At 66.7% G+C, this 19,434-nt stretch carries 15 protein-coding genes and 1 pseudogene; 3 read left to right on the top strand and 13 right to left on the bottom strand.

Features of this window, described 5'->3' with window-relative positions:
• The first annotated feature begins 350 nt into the window (after positions 1-350).
• Positions 351-2,072 carry a CocE/NonD family hydrolase gene (locus tag NBZ83_RS17455; protein WP_261569243.1) on the top strand — a complete coding sequence of 574 codons (1,722 nt, stop codon included), beginning with the start codon at positions 351-353 and terminating at the stop codon, positions 2,070-2,072.
• A 53-nt stretch (positions 2,073-2,125) separates the two neighbouring features.
• Here NBZ83_RS17455 and NBZ83_RS17460 read toward each other — a convergent pair whose 3' ends face one another.
• The 7 genes from NBZ83_RS17460 to NBZ83_RS17490 form a co-directional block, all read right to left on the bottom strand.
• Positions 2,126-2,644, bottom strand: a complete 519-nt coding sequence (locus NBZ83_RS17460) for an AAA family ATPase (RefSeq protein ID WP_261575396.1) — start codon at positions 2,642-2,644, stop codon at positions 2,126-2,128.
• A gap of 17 nt (positions 2,645-2,661) precedes the next feature.
• Positions 2,662-3,135 (bottom strand): VOC family protein, encoded by a 474-nt coding sequence (locus NBZ83_RS17465; RefSeq protein WP_261575397.1) that lies wholly within the window; start codon positions 3,133-3,135, stop codon positions 2,662-2,664.
• A gap of 166 nt (positions 3,136-3,301) precedes the next feature.
• The gene (locus NBZ83_RS17470; RefSeq protein WP_261575398.1) at positions 3,302-4,966 is read right to left on the bottom strand and encodes a DHA2 family efflux MFS transporter permease subunit; all 1,665 of its coding nucleotides are present in this window, start codon (positions 4,964-4,966) and stop codon (positions 3,302-3,304) included.
• A 141-nt stretch (positions 4,967-5,107) separates the two neighbouring features.
• A complete protein-coding gene (locus tag NBZ83_RS17475) occupies positions 5,108-5,944 on the bottom strand; it encodes an SDR family NAD(P)-dependent oxidoreductase (RefSeq protein WP_261569247.1) in 837 nt (278 codons plus the stop codon).
• A gap of 30 nt (positions 5,945-5,974) precedes the next feature.
• Positions 5,975-7,570: an FMN-binding glutamate synthase family protein gene (locus tag NBZ83_RS17480; RefSeq protein ID WP_261575399.1), complete on the bottom strand. Its 1,596-nt coding sequence runs from the start codon at positions 7,568-7,570 to the stop codon at positions 5,975-5,977.
• A gap of 1,428 nt (positions 7,571-8,998) precedes the next feature.
• Complete coding sequence (locus NBZ83_RS17485; protein WP_261575400.1) at positions 8,999-9,574, bottom strand: hypothetical protein; 576 nt, start codon at positions 9,572-9,574, stop codon at positions 8,999-9,001.
• A 630-nt stretch (positions 9,575-10,204) separates the two neighbouring features.
• Positions 10,205-10,822 carry a helix-turn-helix domain-containing protein gene (locus NBZ83_RS17490; RefSeq protein WP_261575401.1) on the bottom strand — a complete coding sequence of 206 codons (618 nt, stop codon included), beginning with the start codon at positions 10,820-10,822 and terminating at the stop codon, positions 10,205-10,207.
• Between the two features lie 94 nt (positions 10,823-10,916).
• Here NBZ83_RS17490 and NBZ83_RS17495 point away from each other — a divergent pair, with 94 nt between their 5' ends.
• Together NBZ83_RS17495 and NBZ83_RS17500 are read left to right on the top strand one after the other, a co-directional pair.
• Positions 10,917-11,594 (top strand): class I SAM-dependent methyltransferase, encoded by a 678-nt coding sequence (locus NBZ83_RS17495; protein WP_261569250.1) that lies wholly within the window; start codon positions 10,917-10,919, stop codon positions 11,592-11,594.
• A 102-nt stretch (positions 11,595-11,696) separates the two neighbouring features.
• A complete protein-coding gene (locus NBZ83_RS17500) occupies positions 11,697-12,245 on the top strand; it encodes an FkbM family methyltransferase (protein WP_261569251.1) in 549 nt (182 codons plus the stop codon).
• A gap of 1,325 nt (positions 12,246-13,570) precedes the next feature.
• Here the strand turns inward: NBZ83_RS17500 and NBZ83_RS17505 are convergent.
• From NBZ83_RS17505 to NBZ83_RS17530, 6 genes and pseudogenes are all read right to left on the bottom strand, one after another.
• Positions 13,571-14,392: a hypothetical protein gene (locus NBZ83_RS17505; protein ID WP_261569252.1), complete on the bottom strand. Its 822-nt coding sequence runs from the start codon at positions 14,390-14,392 to the stop codon at positions 13,571-13,573.
• A gap of 281 nt (positions 14,393-14,673) precedes the next feature.
• Positions 14,674-15,111: an SAM-dependent methyltransferase gene (locus NBZ83_RS17510; RefSeq protein ID WP_308203370.1), complete on the bottom strand. Its 438-nt coding sequence runs from the start codon at positions 15,109-15,111 to the stop codon at positions 14,674-14,676.
• 524 nt (positions 15,112-15,635) lie between these two features.
• Positions 15,636-16,163 carry a MauE/DoxX family redox-associated membrane protein gene (locus NBZ83_RS17515; protein WP_261569253.1) on the bottom strand — a complete coding sequence of 176 codons (528 nt, stop codon included), beginning with the start codon at positions 16,161-16,163 and terminating at the stop codon, positions 15,636-15,638.
• Positions 16,163-16,489: a hypothetical protein gene (locus tag NBZ83_RS17520; RefSeq protein WP_261569254.1), complete on the bottom strand. Its 327-nt coding sequence runs from the start codon at positions 16,487-16,489 to the stop codon at positions 16,163-16,165. Before NBZ83_RS17520 ends, NBZ83_RS17515 begins: the two co-directional genes overlap by 1 nt.
• A gap of 872 nt (positions 16,490-17,361) precedes the next feature.
• Positions 17,362-17,745 (bottom strand): annotated as a pseudogene (locus NBZ83_RS17525) (SAM-dependent methyltransferase); the annotation flags it as partial.
• Between the two features lie 989 nt (positions 17,746-18,734).
• Positions 18,735-19,040 carry a hypothetical protein gene (locus tag NBZ83_RS17530; RefSeq protein ID WP_261569255.1) on the bottom strand — a complete coding sequence of 102 codons (306 nt, stop codon included), beginning with the start codon at positions 19,038-19,040 and terminating at the stop codon, positions 18,735-18,737.
• Positions 19,041-19,434 lie beyond the last annotated feature (394 nt).

Below are 19,434 nucleotides of genomic sequence, written 5' to 3' on the forward strand. Positions count from 1 at the left end.
CCCTTATTAAGCCGTCGGCAGCGTCAATTGTGTATAAGAGACAGGTGTTCGGCGTGCCCGGCGGTCATGTCGTCGCCGCCCAGTCGCAACCGCGTTTCGCGTAGCACAGCGCGCTTGTCTGCCCGCAGTCACGCGGAATGTTTTTCGGGCGGATATCCCCACGTCGCGGGATCGCGCTGGCCTGAAGGCGCTATACGCGCCGTCGCCAATACTTGCGCAAATCGGACGTAAACGGATAGACCTGGGCCCGTCAGGGGTGGGGATGACCGATGGGAGACCTGAGAATGCCTCCGTGGCACGGGCGCGCCGACCGACGGCGCCCCCGGAAATTCCGTCCATCTGTTCCGCTGTTGTCGGCGACGCTGGCGCTGGGTGTCCTTTCCTGCACCGTGGTCGTCGGCTGCGATCGCGGGCAGGAGACGTCCTCCGCCGGTCTGGTTCCCGCGGCGGCGCCGATCTCCGGCGCCCCGGCGGCAGCGTCCGCCGCGACCCAACCGTCGGCGCTCGCCGCCCAGGGCGCCCCGCCGCCGAGCGGATCACCGGTGCCCACCCAGCCAGCCGCGGCGGCGACGAGCGCCGCGCCGACGAACAAGGTCACGATCCGGACCACGGACGGCACGATCCTGACCGCGATCACGGGTGTGCCGGCCGGCGGCGGCGCGCATCCCCTCGTCGTGCTCCCGGCGGCCTGGGGCTTCCAGGACACCAGCATGCAGTCCCAGGTCGATCTGCTGGTGCAACGCGGTTATGCCGCCGTCGCCTACACGACCCGCGGCTTCTACGGTTCCGGCGGCACGGTCGACGTCGCCGGTCCCCTGGACGTCTCGGACGTCTCGGACGTCATCACCTGGGCGAGCAGCCGCTTCGCCGTCGCCGCGGGCCGCGTCGGCGTCGCCGGGTTGTCCTACGGCGGCGGCATCGCCCTGCTGGCGGCGGCCGCCGACTCCCGCATCCGGGCGGTCGCCTCACTGAGCGGCTGGGTGGACTTCGGGACGTCCCTGTACGACGCGAACACCCGGCACAAGGCGGCACTCGACCTGATGACGACGCTGCAGGAGAAATCCGGCCGCAGCAGCCCCGAGTTCCGCGCGACCGTCGACGACTACCGGGCTTTCCGCAACATGCCCCGGGTGATGTCCTGGGCAAGGACACGCGGCGCCGGAACATACCTCGACCGGTTCAACACCCGCCGGCCGGCGGTCTTCATGTCGACCTCCTACAGCGACGGCTATTTCCCACCAGCCTCCCAACTGGCCTTCTTCGACCGGCTGACCGGGCCCAAGACAATTCGTCTCAGCCCCGGTGACCATGCGACGAACGAGGTAACCGGCCTGTTCGGTATTCCCAACGACACCTGGACGGCGGCCTGGGACTGGTTCGACCACTTCCTGATCCCCACGTCGACCGCCGCGCAGGGACCGGCGCCCGCGCCGGTCCGGCTGCTCACGGACGGCGGCACCGTCGAGACCTACCAGACCGTGGCCGGCATCACCGGCGATCACACGACCCTGCGGCTCGGCCCCGCCGTGCTCGGCACGGGGCAACTGTCGGCCTCCGCCGAGACCGGGGACTGGTCGACGACGTTCAGCGCGGACGCGGACACCACGGCGAACGCCGGCACGATCCTGGTGACCAAGTTCCTGGATGGGATCACCCACCGGCCCAGCGAGCTGAACCTCGGCACGGTCGATCGCAAACACGGCGCGGTGTGGCAGGCGGCGCCGACCTTCGCGACGCAGAAGCTCCGCGGCTCGCCGGAACTGAACCTGAGCGTCACCCCCAACTCGGACGCCGGCACCCTGGTCGCCTACCTCTACGACACGGACCTCCAGGGCAGCTCGACGCTGATCGCCAAGGCGGTCGACAGCTACCAGGAGGCCACCCCGAACGTCGCGTTGCCCTTGCGGCTCACGTTCGACCCGGTCGCGCACGACCTGCCGTTCGGCCATCGGCTCTCCCTGGTCATCGATACCAGGGACGCGCTGTACTACGACATGAACCGCGCGGACGGGACCGCGACGATCGGCTCGCCCGCCGCCAGCCCGTCCGAACTGGTGGTGCCGCTCGCCTGACGCCACGGCGCCGGGGACGGCGGCCGCAGCGGCGGCCGGCCCTCTCCGGCGCCTCAGGCAGGCTGGACGGGAGACCACGCCTTCGCCTCGCGGCGGCTGCGTAGCCGGACGAGCCGCCGGCCGTCCGGATCGCCGGCCGTGAAGCGGTCGCCGTAGCTGGTGCGGTACTCGCCGTGCTTGCGCCAGGACCAGCGGATGGGGTGACTGGCCCGGTGCAGCGTGCGCCAGCGCTCATGGTTGCCGTTCCACAGCGGCCTGCGCAGCACCAGCCGGCCGGCCGTGCGCCGGATGACCTGCCACTCCACCAGCCACCGTGGCAGGTCCAACCAGATGATCGTGTCCGCGCGCGCCCACACGAGTTCGCGGACCGCCGAGTAGTTCCCGTCGACGACCCACGCGGGCGCCGCCGTCGCGGCGTCCACGTCGGCGACGAAGGTCGGCCGCACTGTCCAGCCGGGACCGTGATGCAGGGCGTCGAGCTCGACGTGCGGGATGCCGAGCGTGGCGGCCACCCGCCGGGCGAACGTCGTCTTCCCGGAGCCGGACGCGCCGACCACGAGGATTCTGGGCACCCGGCCGATCTTAGAGATCAGGTGCCGTCCGCGGCGCGGCGGAGCTCCGCGACGTCGATCTTCTTCATCCGCAGCATCGCCTCGGTCGCCCGCCGCGCCCGGTCCAGATCGGGATCGCCGAGCAGCTCGCCCAGCGCGGTCGGCACGATCTGCCAGGACAGCCCGTAGCGGTCCTTGAGCCACCCGCATTGGCTCTCCTGCCCGCCGTCGGTGAGCCGCGCCCAGTACTCGTCGACCTCGGCCTGGGAACCGCAGAACACCTGCAGGGAGATGGCCTCCGTGAAGGTGAACGCGGGTCCGCCGTTGAGCGCGACGTACTCCCGCCCGTCGAGCTCGAACTGGACCGTCATCACCGTGCCCTCCGGGCGCGGGCCGCCGGGACCGAAGCGGGCGATGTTGGTGATCTTCGAGTTTGGGAAGATCGACGTGTAGAACTCCGCGGCCTGCTCGCCCTGATCGTCGAACCACAGGCACGGGGTGATGGAGGACATGGGCTCGGCCTTTCCGGACGGGAGAACGGGGCGGGCGACGCGGCGACACCGGCCGTCAGCCGGCGGTGCGTCCCACGCCGGAACCGTAGCCACCTCCACCGACAGTTTTCGGCAGGCGGCCGGCCGCTCGGCACGCCGCGGTCAGGACCCAGGAGCTGGCCGAGGGTCAGCGGGGTTCGGGGACGCTGCGGAAGTCCCGATGGGGCGGCGGCGGCGCGTCCAGGCAACAGTGGCTCCATCGCGGCACCGGTGTGCCCGTGACGGCCGGTGTGCCCGTGACGGCCGGTGTGGCTGTGGCTGCCGGGGCGTCCGTACCTGCTGGTGTGCCCGTGGTGGCGGGGGTGCCGGCAGCGGCCGGGGTGGTCGGTTCCGCACGCGCGGCCGACGGGGCTGGTTCGGCCGCCGTGGTCGGCCTGGGCGGATTGCGGATGGTCAGCGCGGCGACGACGCCGCCGAGCGCGCACAGCCCCGCCGCGAGCAGCGCCGCGGTGTGGAAGCCGCGGGAGAACTCCGCCGGGCGCAGGTAGGAGGCGCCGGTGATGCCGGCGGCCGCGGGCAGGACCGCGACGGCGATCAGGCCGGCCGCCCGGGCCACGTCGTTGTTCACCGCCGAGGCGATGCCCGCGTGCCGCGCGGGCACGGCGGCCAGCGCGGTTGCCGTCAGCGGCGCCACCGTCGTGGCCAGGCCCAGGCCGAACACGGCCACGGCGGGCAGCACCGCGGTCAGGTAGTTCCCGGCGGCGTCGACCCGGGTGAACAGCGCCAGGCCCACCCCGACGAGCACCGGCCCCGCGCTCATCTGCAGCCGCGGGCCGATCCGGGTGGCGAGCGCCCCGGACCGGGCGGACAGCAGCAGCATGATCACCGTCACGGGCAGCAGTGCAACACCGGACTGCAGCGGGCTGTAGCCGCAGACCTGCTGGAGCTGGATCGGCAGCAGGAACAGGGCGCCACCGAGCGCCGCATACACGGCGAAGGTCACCAGGTTCGTCGCGGCGAACTGACGGGCGGCGAACAACTCCAGCGGCAGCATCGGCGCCGGCGTCCGGCGTTCCCAGCCGACGAAGGCGGTGAGCAGCAGCGCGCCGGCGACTAGGGCGACGAGCACGGCCGGCGTGGTCCAGCCGGTACCCGGTCCCTCGATGAGCCCGTAGGTCAACCCGACCAGGCCGAGGGTGACCAGCGCCCCGCCGCTCACGTCGACCCGGCCGCCGACCTGCGGGTCGCGGGATTCGGGCACGTGACGCCAGGTCAGCACGATGACCACGGCGGCCACCGGCAGGTTGATCAGGAAGATCAGCCGCCACGACCAGACCTCGACCAGCCAGCCGCCCAGGAACGGCCCGATTGCCAGGGCCACCCCGCTGAGCCCCGACCAGGCGCCGATCGCCCGGCTGCGGTCCTGCGGCGCGAAACTCGCCTCGAGGATCGCCAGGCTGCCAGGGGTCAGCAGGGCCGCCCCCACCCCCTGCAACGCCCGGGAACCGATGAGCACCGGGGCGTTCGGCGCCACGGCGGCGCCCATCGACGCGACGACGAACCACACCACGCCGATCAGAAAGATCCGGCGTCGCCCGTAGCGGTCCCCGAGGTCCCCGGCGACCAGCAGCAACCCGGCCAGGGTCAGCGTGTATCCGGTCACCACCCACTGCAACGACGCCAGGCCGGCGTCGAAGTCACGGCCGATCGCCGGCAGCGCGATACCTACCACGGTCGCGTCGATCGAGGCGATCGCCGAGCCGAGCACCGTGGCGGCGAGCACCCAGCGGCCGGCCGGGCTGTCGACCCGCAAGCCGTCGCCCTGCAAGCCGTCGCCCCGCAAGCCGTCCATCCGGCCTCCTCCTGGCACCCGGCTCCCAGCTCCCGGGCCGGGTCCACGAGCCCGCTGGCGACGTCCGGGTCTCTGCCTACACGACCCGGCCCGACGGCGAAACTCAACCGACCTCGCGCGGGCGGGGGCGGGTCGGGCCGGTCAGGCCGTTTTGGCAATCATGGCTTCGCTGCGTTCCCACAGCTGGCGGGCCAGGTCCGCGTCGTCGGCCTGCTTGTTCGCCGACCCGATTTTCCGCTTGACGTAGTACTGCCCCGACTGCCAGTCCGAACCGGGCTTGGACGTCGCCAACCACACCAGTTGATCGGAGCCCTTGTCCGGACTGATCAGGAACACGTGCTTCAGGGGAGACCCGTAGAGCGCGCGCATGACCGGCGAGCCGGACCCGCTGGAGAAGTTCGAGGCGACGGCGCCCGGGTGGAAGGCCGCCGTCGAGATCCCCCGCTCGTGGTAGCGGCGGTGCAGTTCCCGGGTGAACAGGATGTTCTCCAGCTTGGCGTCGCCGTAGGCCTTGCTGGCCCTGAACGTGCGCTCGGCGTCGAGATCGTCGATGTCGACATTGCCCAGGAGCTTGTTTCCGATGCTCGACGTGTTCAGCACACGGGCCCGGGACTCGACCAGCCGGTCCAGCAGCAGCGTCGTGAGCAGGAAGGGAGCCAGGTGGTTGACCTGAAAGGTCAGCTCGTGGCCGTCCACGGTGAGCTGGCGTTCGCGGGACATGACGCCACCGGCGTTGTTGGCCAGCACGTCGATCGTCGGGTAGCGCTTGCGCAGCTCGTCGGCGAGGGCGCGGACCTGCGCCAGATCCGCGAAGTCGGCGAGGAGATGGTCGGCGCCCAGCTCGGCGGCGACGGCGGCCGTCTTCTGCGGTGAACGACCCACGATGACCACAGATTCACCTGCCAGCGACAGTCGCCTGGCCGCCGCCGCGCCGATCCCGTCGCTGGCCCCGGTGATCACGATCGTTCGTCCAGCCATCGTTTTCCTGTCCCGTCGGTTGCTCGAGGCCTACTGCTGGGCCCGGAAGTGGTCGGGGTCGGCTGCCGCCCAGTCGGCGGCCCAGCTCGCCGGCGGTTCGGCGAGCAGCTCGCCGGGCTCCAGCCAGGAGTAGAGCTCGGCGTAGCTGCGGGTGTCGGTGTGGGTGAGCCGGCGCATCAGCATCCCGGGGTGCAGCTCGTCCGGGTGGGCGCAGCCCAGTGAGGCCATCAGCTGCACGGCGGTGGCGACGGTGGCCTGCTGGTAGCGGTGGACCCGCTCGCCCTTGTCTGCGACGTCGAGGGCGCGGGCGCGGCGCGGGTCCTGGGTGGCCACCCCGGTCGGGCAGGTGTTGGTGTGGCAGCGCAGCGCCTGGATACAGCCGACCGCCATCATCATCGCGCGGGCCGAGTTGGTGTAGTCGGCGCCCTGGGCGAGCCGCTTGACGATGTCTGTGCCGGTGGCGACCTTGCCGCTCGCCCCGATCCGGATCCGGTCCCGCAGACCCGTGCCGACCAGCGCGTTGTGCACCATGATCAGCCCTTCGGTGAGCGGGGTGCCGACGTTGTCCTCGTATTCGAGCGGTGCGGCGCCGGTGCCGCCCTCGGAGCCGTCGACGACGATGAAGTCCGGGGTGACGCCCTCGGCCAGCATGGCCCGGCAGATCGCGAGCAGCTCCCGGCGTGACCCCACGCACAGCTTGAACCCGGTCGGCTTGCCACCGGCGAGCTCCCGCATCCGCGCCACGAACAGCACCAGCTCCCGCGGGGTGGCGAACACCCGGTGCGCGGGCGGGCTCTCGCAGGTGACCCCGGCGGGCACGCCGCGGGCCGTGGCGATCTTGGCGCTGACCTTCGCCGCCGGCAGGATGCCGCCGAGCCCCGGCTTCGCGCCCTGGCTGAGCTTGAGTTCCACCATCTTCACGGCCGGCAGCGCCGCCTTGTCCTTGAACATCGCCGGGTCGAAGTCACCGCCGTCGGTGCGCGCGCCGAAGTAGCCGCTGCCGATCTCCCAGACGAGGTCGGCGCCGTGGCGCAGGTGATGCTCGGTGAGCCCACCCTCGCCGGTGTCGTGGGCGAAGCCGCCGGCGGCGGCGCCGCGGTTCATCGCCAGCACCGCGTTACCGGACAGCGAGCCGAAACTCATCGCGGAGACGTTGAGCAGCGCGATGTCGTACGGCTGGGTGCAGTCCGGCCCGCCGACACGCACCCGCGGGGGCGGCGCGCCCGGCGCGACGGGAACCGGGACCGTCGCGTGGGGCAGGAACTCGTAGCCGACGGCGTTGACGTCCCGTTCAGTGCCGAACGCCTGGTCGCTGTGGACGCCCTTGGCACGCTCGTAGATCGTCGTGCGAATCTCACGATCGAACGGACGGCCGTCGACGTTGCGCTCGACGAAGTACTGCTGGATCTCCGGGCGGATCTTCTCCAGCATGAAGCGCAGGTGCCCGGCCACCGGGTAGGTGCGCAGGATCGCGTGCCGGCGCTGGACGACGTCGTGGACCGCCAGCGCCAGTAACGCGGCGAACACCGCGACCGCCACCCACCAGCCCGCCGACCAGAACACCGCGGCGAGGACCGCCGCCGCGGTGAGTACGGCCAAGCCCGACAGCATCCCCAGCGGGAACATCGCGCGTCCTCTCCTGCGCCGCCGACGAGCGGCGCGGGGGCCGGCAGAAGAGCCACCCCGAGGTTTCGCGCCGTCGCGACAGGTTCGACGCTATACGCCGCAACAGTCAGGACTACTCGGATTTGCTCCGCGCACCGAGCGGGCTCCGCTACGGCCAGCTCGGACGCCCCGCCCGACTCGGCCGGCTCCGGACCGTGCCCGCAGCGGTGCAGGGCCCGCGCCCGCCGCGCGAAGCCGGGTGCGCGAGCCGTGTCGCCGCTACCGGCGTCTCAGCCGGTGGCCAGGCAGAACTCGTTCACGATCTTGTTGATCCGTCGGGTCATGCCCCGGACTGTTCCGCCGAACTCGGCGCCTGGTCGCCAGGGGTCTCCGCGCCTTCTTCGGCTGGCGATTCGGCCGCCTTCAAGATCAAAATGCAGGTAAGAACCCCGGAGCCCCCTGCCGTGATGGCCGACCTAATATCATCGAATGCGAAAAATTCGAAGGATGCTATCAGCAGCGTGAGGAGGAAAAGAATCATGCCGGCGATTCTGAGACGTTTCTTCTTGGGGTTCCTGCGCATCTCGATCATTCCGTCGAAAAATTCACGACTCGGGATGCGGCTGGTCGGTTCTCGGAAGGCGGCGGCAGGTTTTCTTCCGTCGCGGTCGAGCGCCGCGTCCGCGGACCCTCATTCCAACCTTGCCATATCCACACGCACAGGGCTCCGACGAAGAGAGCCAACCCTGATATGAAGAGAGCTGGCGATGCCCACCGCTCCTCGCCCGAAGAAAGCGCGACCTGATTTATTGCCAGTCCGCCGAATAGGAATGCCCTGGCGAGCGACGTCGACCGTCGTGCCCCACCGACAGGGGGGCGGCCCCGGACCACCTCAGCCAGGAAGAACAGAGCGATCAAGCCAAATACTGGTGACAGCCCAAAAGTGTAAGCCACCCTACGAGTATGGCCCCCGACGCGGCCTGTGTCGGCAGGACGGGGACGGGGATCCACCTCGGGCATGGACCTCCGTCGCGGGAGGCGGGAGGAGTCGCGCCAGCTGCCGGAGGCTGACGTACCGGTCCTCTGCGTCGCGGCCGGATCATCGAACCGCCTGCGCGGACATACCCGAGGTTCTGCGCGATGGGTGGGCTGGCGTCGAGCCGGACCTGGCTGTATATCGAGCTCGTCTGCGAAAAGCTCGTGCCACGAGGTCTCGGATCTCCCGTGGATGAGGCTGGGAAGATACGTTTCCCCTTCTGCGCTGATCGGGAGCGAGTAGGAAGGCGCGCCGGCCAAGAGGCTCGTCGACAAACTGGGAAAACAACTCGAAGGCCGTCTCCGCTGGTGAGCCGAGGACATCGTCGTCGCCGTCCGCCGGATTCCGGTAAACCTCCCACCGAACTCCGGTCAAAACATCACGGCTGATGTACGACCAGCTACGGAAGGGGTTCACGCCTGAAGATCGACGCGTGACCATCGCTCGTGCCCGAGACCCCGGATGGTACGGATCTGATGAGCAACAAGGCGCGTAAAGACTTGGGGCTGCTCGGCCGCCGAAGAATCTTCTTCCGCGAGGGAAATGACGCGGTTCTGAAGGTTATCGTCCCAGACGGCGGCAGCGAGACGGACGGTGGGAGGTAGAAGGCGTGGCTGAGGGTGCCGTAGGAGGTACATCACGATGTCCTGAAGCCGGGGGCGGTGCGCTTCGGTGCCGGCGCTATTTGCGATGCGGTGCATCAGTCCAGCTTTCATGTATCCGGACCGAAAACACCACGGGTCGGCTTCGAGGAACTGGACTGCCGTCTCCAACCCTGTCGGATCTCCCGCCCGGAGGGCGGCCGCGGCAGCATCGAAAGGTGCATAGAACTCGGCTGCCCTTGTTTTGAACAGGGCGGACTTCTGTTCCCATCTTCTCCACGATTCTAGGTCGAGGTCACGTTTGGTGTACAGTGACCCGACTTCAGCTTGGAGCTGCGTCAGTATCAGGGCGCCAGCGGCGATACGATCTGTCGAGACGAGTGTCAAGTCTCATACCTCCTGTACAAAGCTGATACTGCGCGATGATCTTCCGAGGTGGTCGGGTTGGTCTGGTCGCGGGTGAGCGCGGACGTGGGGCAGCTACCGTGATCATCACGGGTTTTTTGAATCGGCACCGGCATGGCCCGCGCACCTCGTCGAACTCGCCATCCGCCCGCCCGTCGGGATTAGCCGGCATTGCGACAGTGGACTGGGCTGTCAGTTCTCAGGAGGCGGCGCCAGGCGTTCTTCCGTCGCGGTCGAGTGCCGCATCCACGGCGGACCCTCATGCCAATCCTGCCACAGCCGCACGCACAGGGCTCCAATGATAAGAGTCAGCCCCGATGATAAAAGAACTATCGATGTCCACCGATGTTCTCGTGAGGAAATTCCGAGCTGACTTATCGTGAGACCGGAGAACAGAAGTATCTTGGCGAGTGATGTTGACTGTCGCGTCCTGCCGAAAAAGGGGCGGCCTCGGACGGTCTCGATGAGGAAAAACAAGGCTGCCAGGCCAAGTACTGATAATACCCCGAGGGTGTACTCCACCTGACCAGTATGGCCTCTCGACGCTGCCTGAGGCTGAAGGACGGAGACGGGGATCGAAGGCTGCGCGCAGGACCGGGACCAGCGGGCGCACTATCGCGGCACACCGGCCGGGCGGGCGCGGACGTGCAGCCGCTCGCCCTGGGGTCCGAACAGGCTGAGCAGCTCAACCGGCTTTTCGCCGGTGTTGATGAACGCGTGCGGGACATGGGTGTCGAACTCGGCCACCTCGCCGGCCACGAGTTCGATGTCGTGCTCGCCGAGCAACAGGCGCAGCCGGCCGGACAGCACGTAAAGCCACTCGTAGCCCTCGTGTACCTGCAGCTTCGGTTCGCACCCGGGCCAGCGCGCCGGAATGATCTGTTTGTACGCCTGCAGCCCGCCGGGGCGGCGCGACAGCGGGTAGAACGTCATACCGGACCGGGTGATCGGACGGGAGTAGACCCGCGGGTCGCCGGCGACGGGCGCGTTGACGAGTTCATCCAGTGGGACCTGGTAGACGCGCGACAGTGGGAGCAGGTGTTCGAGGGAAGGCCGCCGCTGGCCGGACTCCAGCCGCGACAGCGTGCTGACCGAGATCCGGGTCATGGCGGACAGCTGCGGCAGCGTCGCCCCAAGCTGCTGGCGCAGCGCCCGCAGCCGAGGGCCGATCGCACGCAGGACGCCGTCCAGATCAGGCGCGTCGGCAGAGGCGGAAACGTCGTCGGGCATCCATCCATTTGCCACCCTGGCAAAGATTCTTGTCAAATCCAGGTTCTCGGTGGACTGTCGCGCCCAGGTGACCGACGGACGGGAGAGAGCCGGCATGCACAACGAGACGGACGACGCGGTGGTACTCGGCCACCGGCACGAGTACGACGCCGAGCAGTACTGGGAGACCCGCTACCGCGAGGCCGAGCAGCTCTGGAGCGGCAATCCCAATCCGGTCCTGGTCGACGTCGCCGCGCGGCTCGAACCAGGGAGCGCGCTCGACCTGGGCTGCGGCGACGGCAGCGACGCCATCTGGCTCGCGGGTCGGGGCTGGCAGGTCACCTCGGCCGACATCTCGGCGACCGCGCTGGCCCGAGCGGCCGACCGGGCCGCGACCGCCGGGGTCGGCGGCGCCGTCGACTGGCAGCGCCACGACCTCACCCGAACCCTGCCCGAGGGGCGCTTCGACCTGGTCTCGGCGCAGTTCCTGCACTCGCCCGTCGCGTTCCCCCGGGAGAGGGTGCTGAGGTCCGCGGCCGAGCGCGTCGCCCCCGGCGGGACGCTTCTCGTCGTCGGTCACCTCGAGCTGCCGCCGTGGGCCGACCACCATGGTCCAGAACACAGCCCCGAGCTGTACCTTCCCACGCCCGAGGAGGTGCTCGCCGACCTCGACCTGCCCGCCGCGCGGTGGCGTACCGAACGGGCTGACGTCGTGGCACGTCAGGTCAGGGGTCCGGAGGGCCAGCCCGGCACGACGACCGACTCCATCGTCGCGCTGGTGCGCGTCGGATAGCCGGCCGCGCCCTCCGGGCTGGCGCGGTTCCGCGGAACACCGTGAGGCACCGTGAGGCCAGGAACCTGGAACGGCGGTGGCGGTGTTGGAGTAGCCCGGACCATGGACCTGCTGGCTCTCGCGCGTCACGCGGACCGTGGTGACCGTCGAACCCAACCCGGAACTCGCGGCGTTAAGATCGATGTTGAAGGTCATGAGCTGCCCGCGCTTCGTGGCGCCGCGGGCATCATTCAGAAATGGCGCCCAAACCTGCTGGTGGAGATCGAGGAAGCCCGATCTCCAGCCGTTCCCACCATCGAGTACCTCTATGACTTCGGCTACAAGGGCCTGATGCTGGTGGGCGGCCGTTGGATCCCGCTCGCCGAGTCCGATCTGGTCGGACACCAGAAGGCGATGAGTGCGCACGCGGGGCATGGATATCTGCGAGCTGTGATCGATGGTTCCGGAGCTAAATTCGTCAACAACATTCTCTTCCGATATGCGCGGGGACGGTTCGACACAGCTGAGACTGGCATGACCACGCGGCGCCATCACCAGCAGACCGGTCATGATTGCCGAAATCCGGCGAACCGGGGGTGTGAACCGGTCCTTCCGTGCCTGACGGGCGTCCTACCATTTCGCGATCCGATGCATAAACCGCGGCTTGGTTAGAAGCCCGAACAGCATCAGTTCGAAAGTGAGGCGCACCCGTGCAATCCCTCGCGCGGCGTGTACCTTTTCTCGTAGGAGCTGAGCGACGGCGCTCCTGTTGCTCGCGATTTCCTGGTGAAGCTGCCTGTCGAGTTCGACGAGTCCTGCGCCCGGCTCGCTCGGCGTCACGATCTACTCCTTGTTCCGCAACGAAGGGGGAGAGTGTTCGGGGAGCCGCCGACGTCGCCGGGGCTACGTGCGCGCTGCCGGAGCTGATGATCGGGAGGAGGCCACCGCGCCGACGAGCGAGGCTGCCCCCACCGGCTGCGGTTCGAGGCACTGTGGAGATGGTGAGCGCCTATCTGGATTTCCTGATTTGCTCCAGGACCCAATCTGGCACGGCTGGCGGACCTTTTTCGACGGTGCCCATCCATCCGATACCGTGTTGATCGGAAACGAGCCGGAAGGCGCTCCAACCAAGAGGCTCCTCGACATACTGAGAGACCAGCTCGAAGGCCAACTCATCCGGTGAGTCGAGGGGATCGTCATCGTCGCCCAATAGATTTCTGTAAACTTCCCACCGAACTCCGACCAGGACATCGCGGCTGATGTATGACCAGCTACGGAACACAGCGCACACGGCTGCGTCCTGACTCATTCCATCAAGCCAGCTGGCAAATGAGTTTCCCGTCGATTCGGGGTGAGCCAGCGCAGTCCGCAGTGCCGTCAGAACCTCGTGTCCCCGCCCTGACAACCCATCTCCTCCTTTGTTGGCGGGATCGCTTCACTCTCCTGAACCAGCGGATCAGCTGAACCGGGCAGGTGTGACGAGTCCTCTACTTCGGACAATTTATAGCCCTGTTTTCGATGGTCGTTCCAGCCGTCTTCGCCGAGGCTCGCTTCCAAAGGTTTGCGCCAACGGGAACTATTGCGACGACCGTTGCCCCGGGCCGGGAATAGTCCCCGCTCACGAGGACATCGGTCAGCAGTGATGCGACCCCGAAGACCACGCCGACCAGGATGCTGGTGGCGATCGAGTTGCGACCGGGCAGCGGCACCACAGATCTCCATTCTTTACCCAGCCGCGTTACCGATCCCACCGCGGCCACTGTCGAGGTTATAGACAGAAAAGTCGCCAGAAGAAGCATCTGCCTTCGGATCGATCAGCCGCCTGGATTCGTAACCTTATGTCGTAAGAGCCCATCTTAATGCTGATGCCAGACCTCGGTCCAGGGGCCTGGCATCAGGTCAGAGCAGAGCGTGATCCGAATCCTTGGACGGGCATCGCTGCCGAGCATCCCGGTAGGCATCGGCCTGCCCGCCCGCACCCTGGCCGAGGGAGAGGGTCAACGGCCGCTACGGTGTTCGGCCAGTCGGGAACGGGCGGCGGCCAATGCTTGGAGCGCCTCCGGGTCTTCCGGTCGTTCGCGCAACGCGGCCTCGCAGCACGCGACGTCGCGCTCCAGGTGAATCCGCCTCGTCATCACGGCGGGCGTGACTCGCCGCTGCAGCGACAACGTGAGGCGACGTCCTGCCGCCCGGATCGCGGCGGACAGCTCCGCGGCCCGGTGCTCGACGCGATCGAGCGTCCCGGTGGACACTGGCCGTGCGCTCAGGCTGTCGGCCTGCTGGCCATCGCGATGCGCGGGCTTGTTGCGCGAGACAAGCCACCGATCCAGACGTTCCGCTGTGGTGCGTGGAGCCAGGGCCGCCCTGGGCAGATTCCCCCGGATGATCTGCCCGACCCCGCCGAGGGTGTAGGGGACGTCCAGCCCGGCCTCGAATCTGGCCACGTCGGCGCGGAATCTTTCCTGCGCAGCCTGTCCGGTTGTGCCGAGAGCATCTCCAAGGGTGTCCCAGCTGGTACCGTGGGCCCTTTCGTACACGACCGCGGCGGCTAGCGTCTCCACCGCGACGGACACCATCCGGTGGATCTGGTCCGCAGCCGCACCAGGGCCGGTGTCCCTGTCGAAGTTGGTGGCCACCATGGCCTGGAACAGCTCGGACAGGGTGGCCGCGCTGTCGCACAAGACCAGACGAGCCAGGGTCGCCGGTGGCAGCGCGAAGTACTCCTCGTCACGCAGGTTGCGATAGACACTCTCCGGCAGGTCCCACTGGGAGGATCCGGTGCCTTGTGCGTCGAATCCGCGTTCCGTGTCCTCGACCATCAGACAATCTCCGTACCATTCATGATCCGGAACAGTCGCACCCAGCCCTTTCGATCGGTGGACCGCCTTTCCGGCGAAGCTGATGCGCCGACCGGGTGAGACCGCCGAACCCTGGCCCTAGGCTGAGAAGACGGAAGCGGAAGAAGGGGCCAGTGCGTTTGTCGGGATGGTCAGCGATGCTCTGGTCCGGTCGGAGGCAGCCTGGATCCGCTCGCTCAACGTGAGCACCCGGTCGGACCCCTTTTCGATGCGCGGTCGTGGCGGCTGGTGAGGCCGCGCGGTCAGGCCTTGCGGGCGAGGCCCCCGGCGACCAGCTTTTCGGTGAGGGTCAGCGGCTCGGGGACCGGCTCCTGCGGCCGCCACAGCGGGTTGTAGACGAGACCGATCTCCGCGAGAGTCCGGAACCGTCCGGTACCGAGGTCGGCCAGCAGCATCTTCTCCAGCTCGGTCGTCTGCTCGCCATGTGCGACGAAGTGCGTCAGAAAGAGGTAGCTGCCGGCGGCCAGAGCGTCCCGGTAGCGCCGGATGATGCCGGCGGGGTCCTCGTCGTCGTTGATGTGGTGGACGACTCCGAACAGGATCAGGCCGACCGGCTGGTCGAGATCGATCAGCGCGCGTAGGTCCGGGTGGGCGAGGACCTTCTGGGAGTGCCGGAAGTCGGCCGTGATCACAGTGGTGTTGCGGTTCTCGGCGAGCAGGGCCCGGCCGTGCGCGAGCACGATGGGTACCACCCCTGGATTGCACACGCCAAGGGTGCCGAGGGCGCCGACCGACGGATCCGGCCGGCAGGCCACGGTGCGGGGGCCACGGAAGCGCACGATCTCGGCGCGAGGTCAGCGCCGGTCGTCGGATAGCCCTTTTCCGTGGGGTAGCGGTAGCGTGCCCGCCACACCCTCGAAGGGCTGCCGCGAAGGGTATTGAGTTTCAGGCGGCGGGGGCGCTACCCACTACCTTGACCGGTCTGTGCTAATCAACGGGGATGTCGGCCGTGGGGGTCGCTACCTTTCTGGGTGGCGGCGGTGCCTGGATCTCCATGAGTCCACCATGCTGGCAGCCAACCGCAGACCCACAATATCATCAGTGCCAGACTGGTGCTCGCGTCCGCGACCGCAGGAGAGTCCGAGAGAGGGTGCGCGATACAGTAGCGACGAGGAAGCTCAATGAGTGGAGAAGCTGCCTACGCCGGCCGCCCGATGATTTCGAGGATCGCGGCGATCAACCCCATCTCAATCCTTTTTTATGATCAACTGGCGAGGCCCTCTCTAAACTCTCGGCGTTGCAGAGTTGCACCACGAAGACACGCGAAGAGTAGGCAAATGCCAATGGTTGCGAGAAACGCCTGGATATACCACCCGCCCTGACTTGGGCGGAACGCCCATAATAGCGCGATCGCCCCCTGAATAAGCGACGAGGCCAGCACCCCCAAGGTCCCCATAATGGTCGCTTTGCTGATGCGCGCACCTCCAGCGCAACTGCAAGATAGGAGACCAGTTCTTATGGCGCTGGTCATGCGATAGATGCCAAAGCTCAAAAAGAGGATTGCCGTAGATATTCCAATCGCGAAAGTATCGACGGCTGAAATTACGAGCACCGCCAACGCCAGCTCAATTACCGACAGGCAGACAACGGCAGTGGAGGCGAGTTTTGCAGGAATGGTCCCTTCTCTGATAATTCCTACTTCCGCAAGCTTGCGTCGACGTAATTTGGCGAGTCCAGTAGAGGTAAAAGTGACAACCAGATACACACCTGCGATCGCCGAGAGTGTGCCCATTAACGATCGAATCCAGGCAGCGGCCGCGGGTCACTATCCTCGCGGTCAACCCGCGCGCCGATCCTGATGCGAGTGGTATTCGGATCGAGATCGCGAAGATGCTCCAAGGAGATCACTATTTCGGACTTCTCGGCAATTTCTGCTAGTCCGGGATTCGAGGTGGCCTCGGCGAGCTTTCGGATGTCGTTCTTTGCCCGGTCTGGCAACACGTGACGATGCTCGTATCGGCCGCCGCTCTCCTCGAGCAGGTCTTTGAGAAGCCGACCGCCCTCGCCTCCGCGAATGTCGTCAGGCGAGACGACGTGAGCGAATGTACTGAACTTCATTGTCTACACTCCCATTTAGAATAGGTTATGACTTTAGCGACGACAGGGACCTTGATTTTCAAAATACTCGCCACAAAATTCGCCAGTAGAGGAATCGCGAATGTAGTACGTTCCTGTGCATGTTTGACCGGTTCCCACGGGACATCCGGTGTATTGTCCGCAGTCGTTGCCTACGTACTGTAGGTAGGTATTGCAGCAGCACCCATCGGCAGCGGCGGGCGTTGCAGAGGCCAAGACTTTTATCGCAGGGAACGCCACAGCCAAGCCAGCCATGGCGTTTGTGAGGAAACGACGTCTTGAGTTCTCCATGCTTGCACATCCCTTGCGCTGGCGCGAAAAAGAGTCGCTCATACAGGAGTTTTCGGCTGACTCTGGGCTTGTCCTTCCACATCCCTACCAGTACAGCAACACCTCTCGGCGCGTAGGCGGCGACATGCCGATACAGCGCCTAGCTAGAGAGGAGGTCCCTCGCAGAGGCGTGCGTCGGGAGGTAGGCGGATTGGTTGATCGAGCCAACTGCTACCGCAGTAATAGAGACCGACAGTCCTGATTGCGAATATTCTTAAACGAAGCCGCGAAGAGTGTCAAGAGCGTTACTATCTGTGATTAATGATCACATCTAACTACTCTGACGTAGGAGCTCTCGCGCGTAGATGATCTAGATTCCCTGCTGCGCAGATGCCCCCGCAGTAAGATCATGCCTCGCTTCGCGCTTATTCTTTCGTTCACGCACCGTTATGTACGGCGAGCTTCGATCTTCAAAGCTCGCTGCGGTGTCAGCCTTGTCTACGACCTGCAACCCGGCACGTTTGCCTGCGCCCGCCTGGCGTGCGCAAACGGGAGAGCGATCGTCACTGGGTGGACGTGTGTGGGGCAAGCACGAGCGGATCGTTGTCGACATACACCACGCGCGCGTCGGGCGCGACGCCCTGCGCCGCCTGGTGGGTGTTGCTGACGGTCGGCAGCCCCGAACCGAGGTCGATGAACTGCCGGACGCCCTGCTCCGCCAGGTATCGCACCCCTCGGTTGAGCAGTGCCCGGTTGTACCGCGCGGCGTCCCGCCCACCGGGAACGAACTGCATGAACTGGTCGGCCACGACCCGATCCGCCGGGAAGTTGTCCTTTCCGCCGAGAATCGCGTCGTAGACCCGGGCGATGCTGGGAGTGGAGATGTCGATGTCCACCGGGGCCCAGCCGGCAGGCGGCTTGCTGCTCGCCTGCGTCAACGGATGCGGGTGGGCGTCGCCCTGCGTCATGGTTCTCCGATACTCGTCCGCGGCGGCCGGCTTGCCGAAGGTGGGGAATCAGGCAGTTATCGGCAATCATATGCGCGTCCGCACCGGTCGGTAGTCGGTATGCCACGCTGCGGAGAGCGGCGGCACCTGCAGGGTGCTCCCCGCGGTCCCGCCGATCGTCAGCCGTTCGTCCAGTGCGGCCATCGCCGCGCTGATGCGCCGCTGACGATCCTTGGCTGGGTGGCCACCTGGCGACGGACGCCAGACCAGTCGATGACGACGCGAGGTCGGGATGCGCACGTCTTGCCGTTCGCAGCATGTGTTGAAGCCGCTGTGACGCGGGCACCCGATGTCGTCACTCGCCGGGCAGTAGTACCTGCTGTCCGGGCAACAGCAGTCGGTGGCGACGCGTGTCCACGCGCTATGAGGCGTCACCTGTCCCACCACGTGCTGACAGGTAGGGGATTCAGGTCCCGGAGGGTGTCGCCAAATGCTGCTCACTCTTGGCTGAGCGCCCGCTCCAACCCTGCCATCCCCAGATACAAAGAGCGGCGAGAAAAAATATCACTGCCAAGACGAGAAGTGCTATCGATATTGCGACTCCGGCCGTCTGGGGCGACTCGATCTGAAAGATCGCCAGACCACTGAAAAGAAATGCTCTCGCGAGCGATGTCGACCGTATCGCCCGACCGAAGAAGGGGCGACCTCGAATCACCTCGACGTAGAAAAGCAAGGCGACTGCGCCGAGTAGCGGCGAAAGCCCGACAATGTCAAAGGTGATTTCCACCTCAACATGGTACCTGACTGAGCGTTGTTCTGTATGCGGGACCGACCTCTCTGTCGCGGCTACGGTCGTTGGCTGTGAGAGCCGCCTCCCGAGCGCGCTCGGGAGCGCCGCCTCGCTGCTCGGTAGGTAGGTAGGTAGGTAGGTAGGTCCAGTCGGCACCACGGGGAAGCAGCGGGCGGGGTTCTGGGTGAAGCCGTAGAACCGCAGCTTCGCTGGTACCGCGTCAAGCTACGTCCGCCCCGGCGACGAGTCGGCGTAGCTGCTTGTCCTGGGCGTGCTTGTTCCGCCAGATGATGTAGCGGCGGATCATGCTGGCCTCGGCGCGGTGGTTGCGGTGATCGGTGCAGTCGAGGGCGAAGTCGCGCAGAGTGGTGGACCGGGCCTCGATCCTGTTCAGCCACAGCTGTAGGTCGGGGTGCAGGCGATCCCGACGTTGGCCGCCGCCGCCCAGTCTCCCGGCCGGGTCGTGCGTGGCTGCCCGCCGCCCCGCAGCGCACCGACCAGAAGCCGGTCGGCGCCATAGCCGCATGCGCCGACCGGCAGGATAAAGACAATCGATTTCTAGTAGTCGCCGGCCTCGTACAGTACATCTCGATAGTCGATCTCGGCTAGCCGGATGTAATGTTTGATGCGATAAATTCTACCAGTGCTGAGCTTAACTATCGCCCGGAGAATGCGGTCCGTATCTGATTGCCAGGTCTCGGGCGAGCTCCTTCGTAGAAGGCTGAGGGCTAATTCCCTATCCTCTTCCGAAAATGTCTCCATGGTCATTCTTGTGATCTCTGCGGTGATTTCCATGCGAGGATATTATCGTATAGAAATGTCCCGGTAGTATTCGTTGAGGAGATCTCATCCATCCGATGCGACTGAGTGCCTGTCCTGAATCTTGGTTCTCTGTGTGGAGGGTGACGTGGGGGTGGGAG

This window comes from Frankia gtarii (genome assembly GCF_025403375.1).
Classification (GTDB): Bacteria; Actinomycetota; Actinomycetes; order Frankiales; family Frankiaceae; genus Frankia; species Frankia gtarii.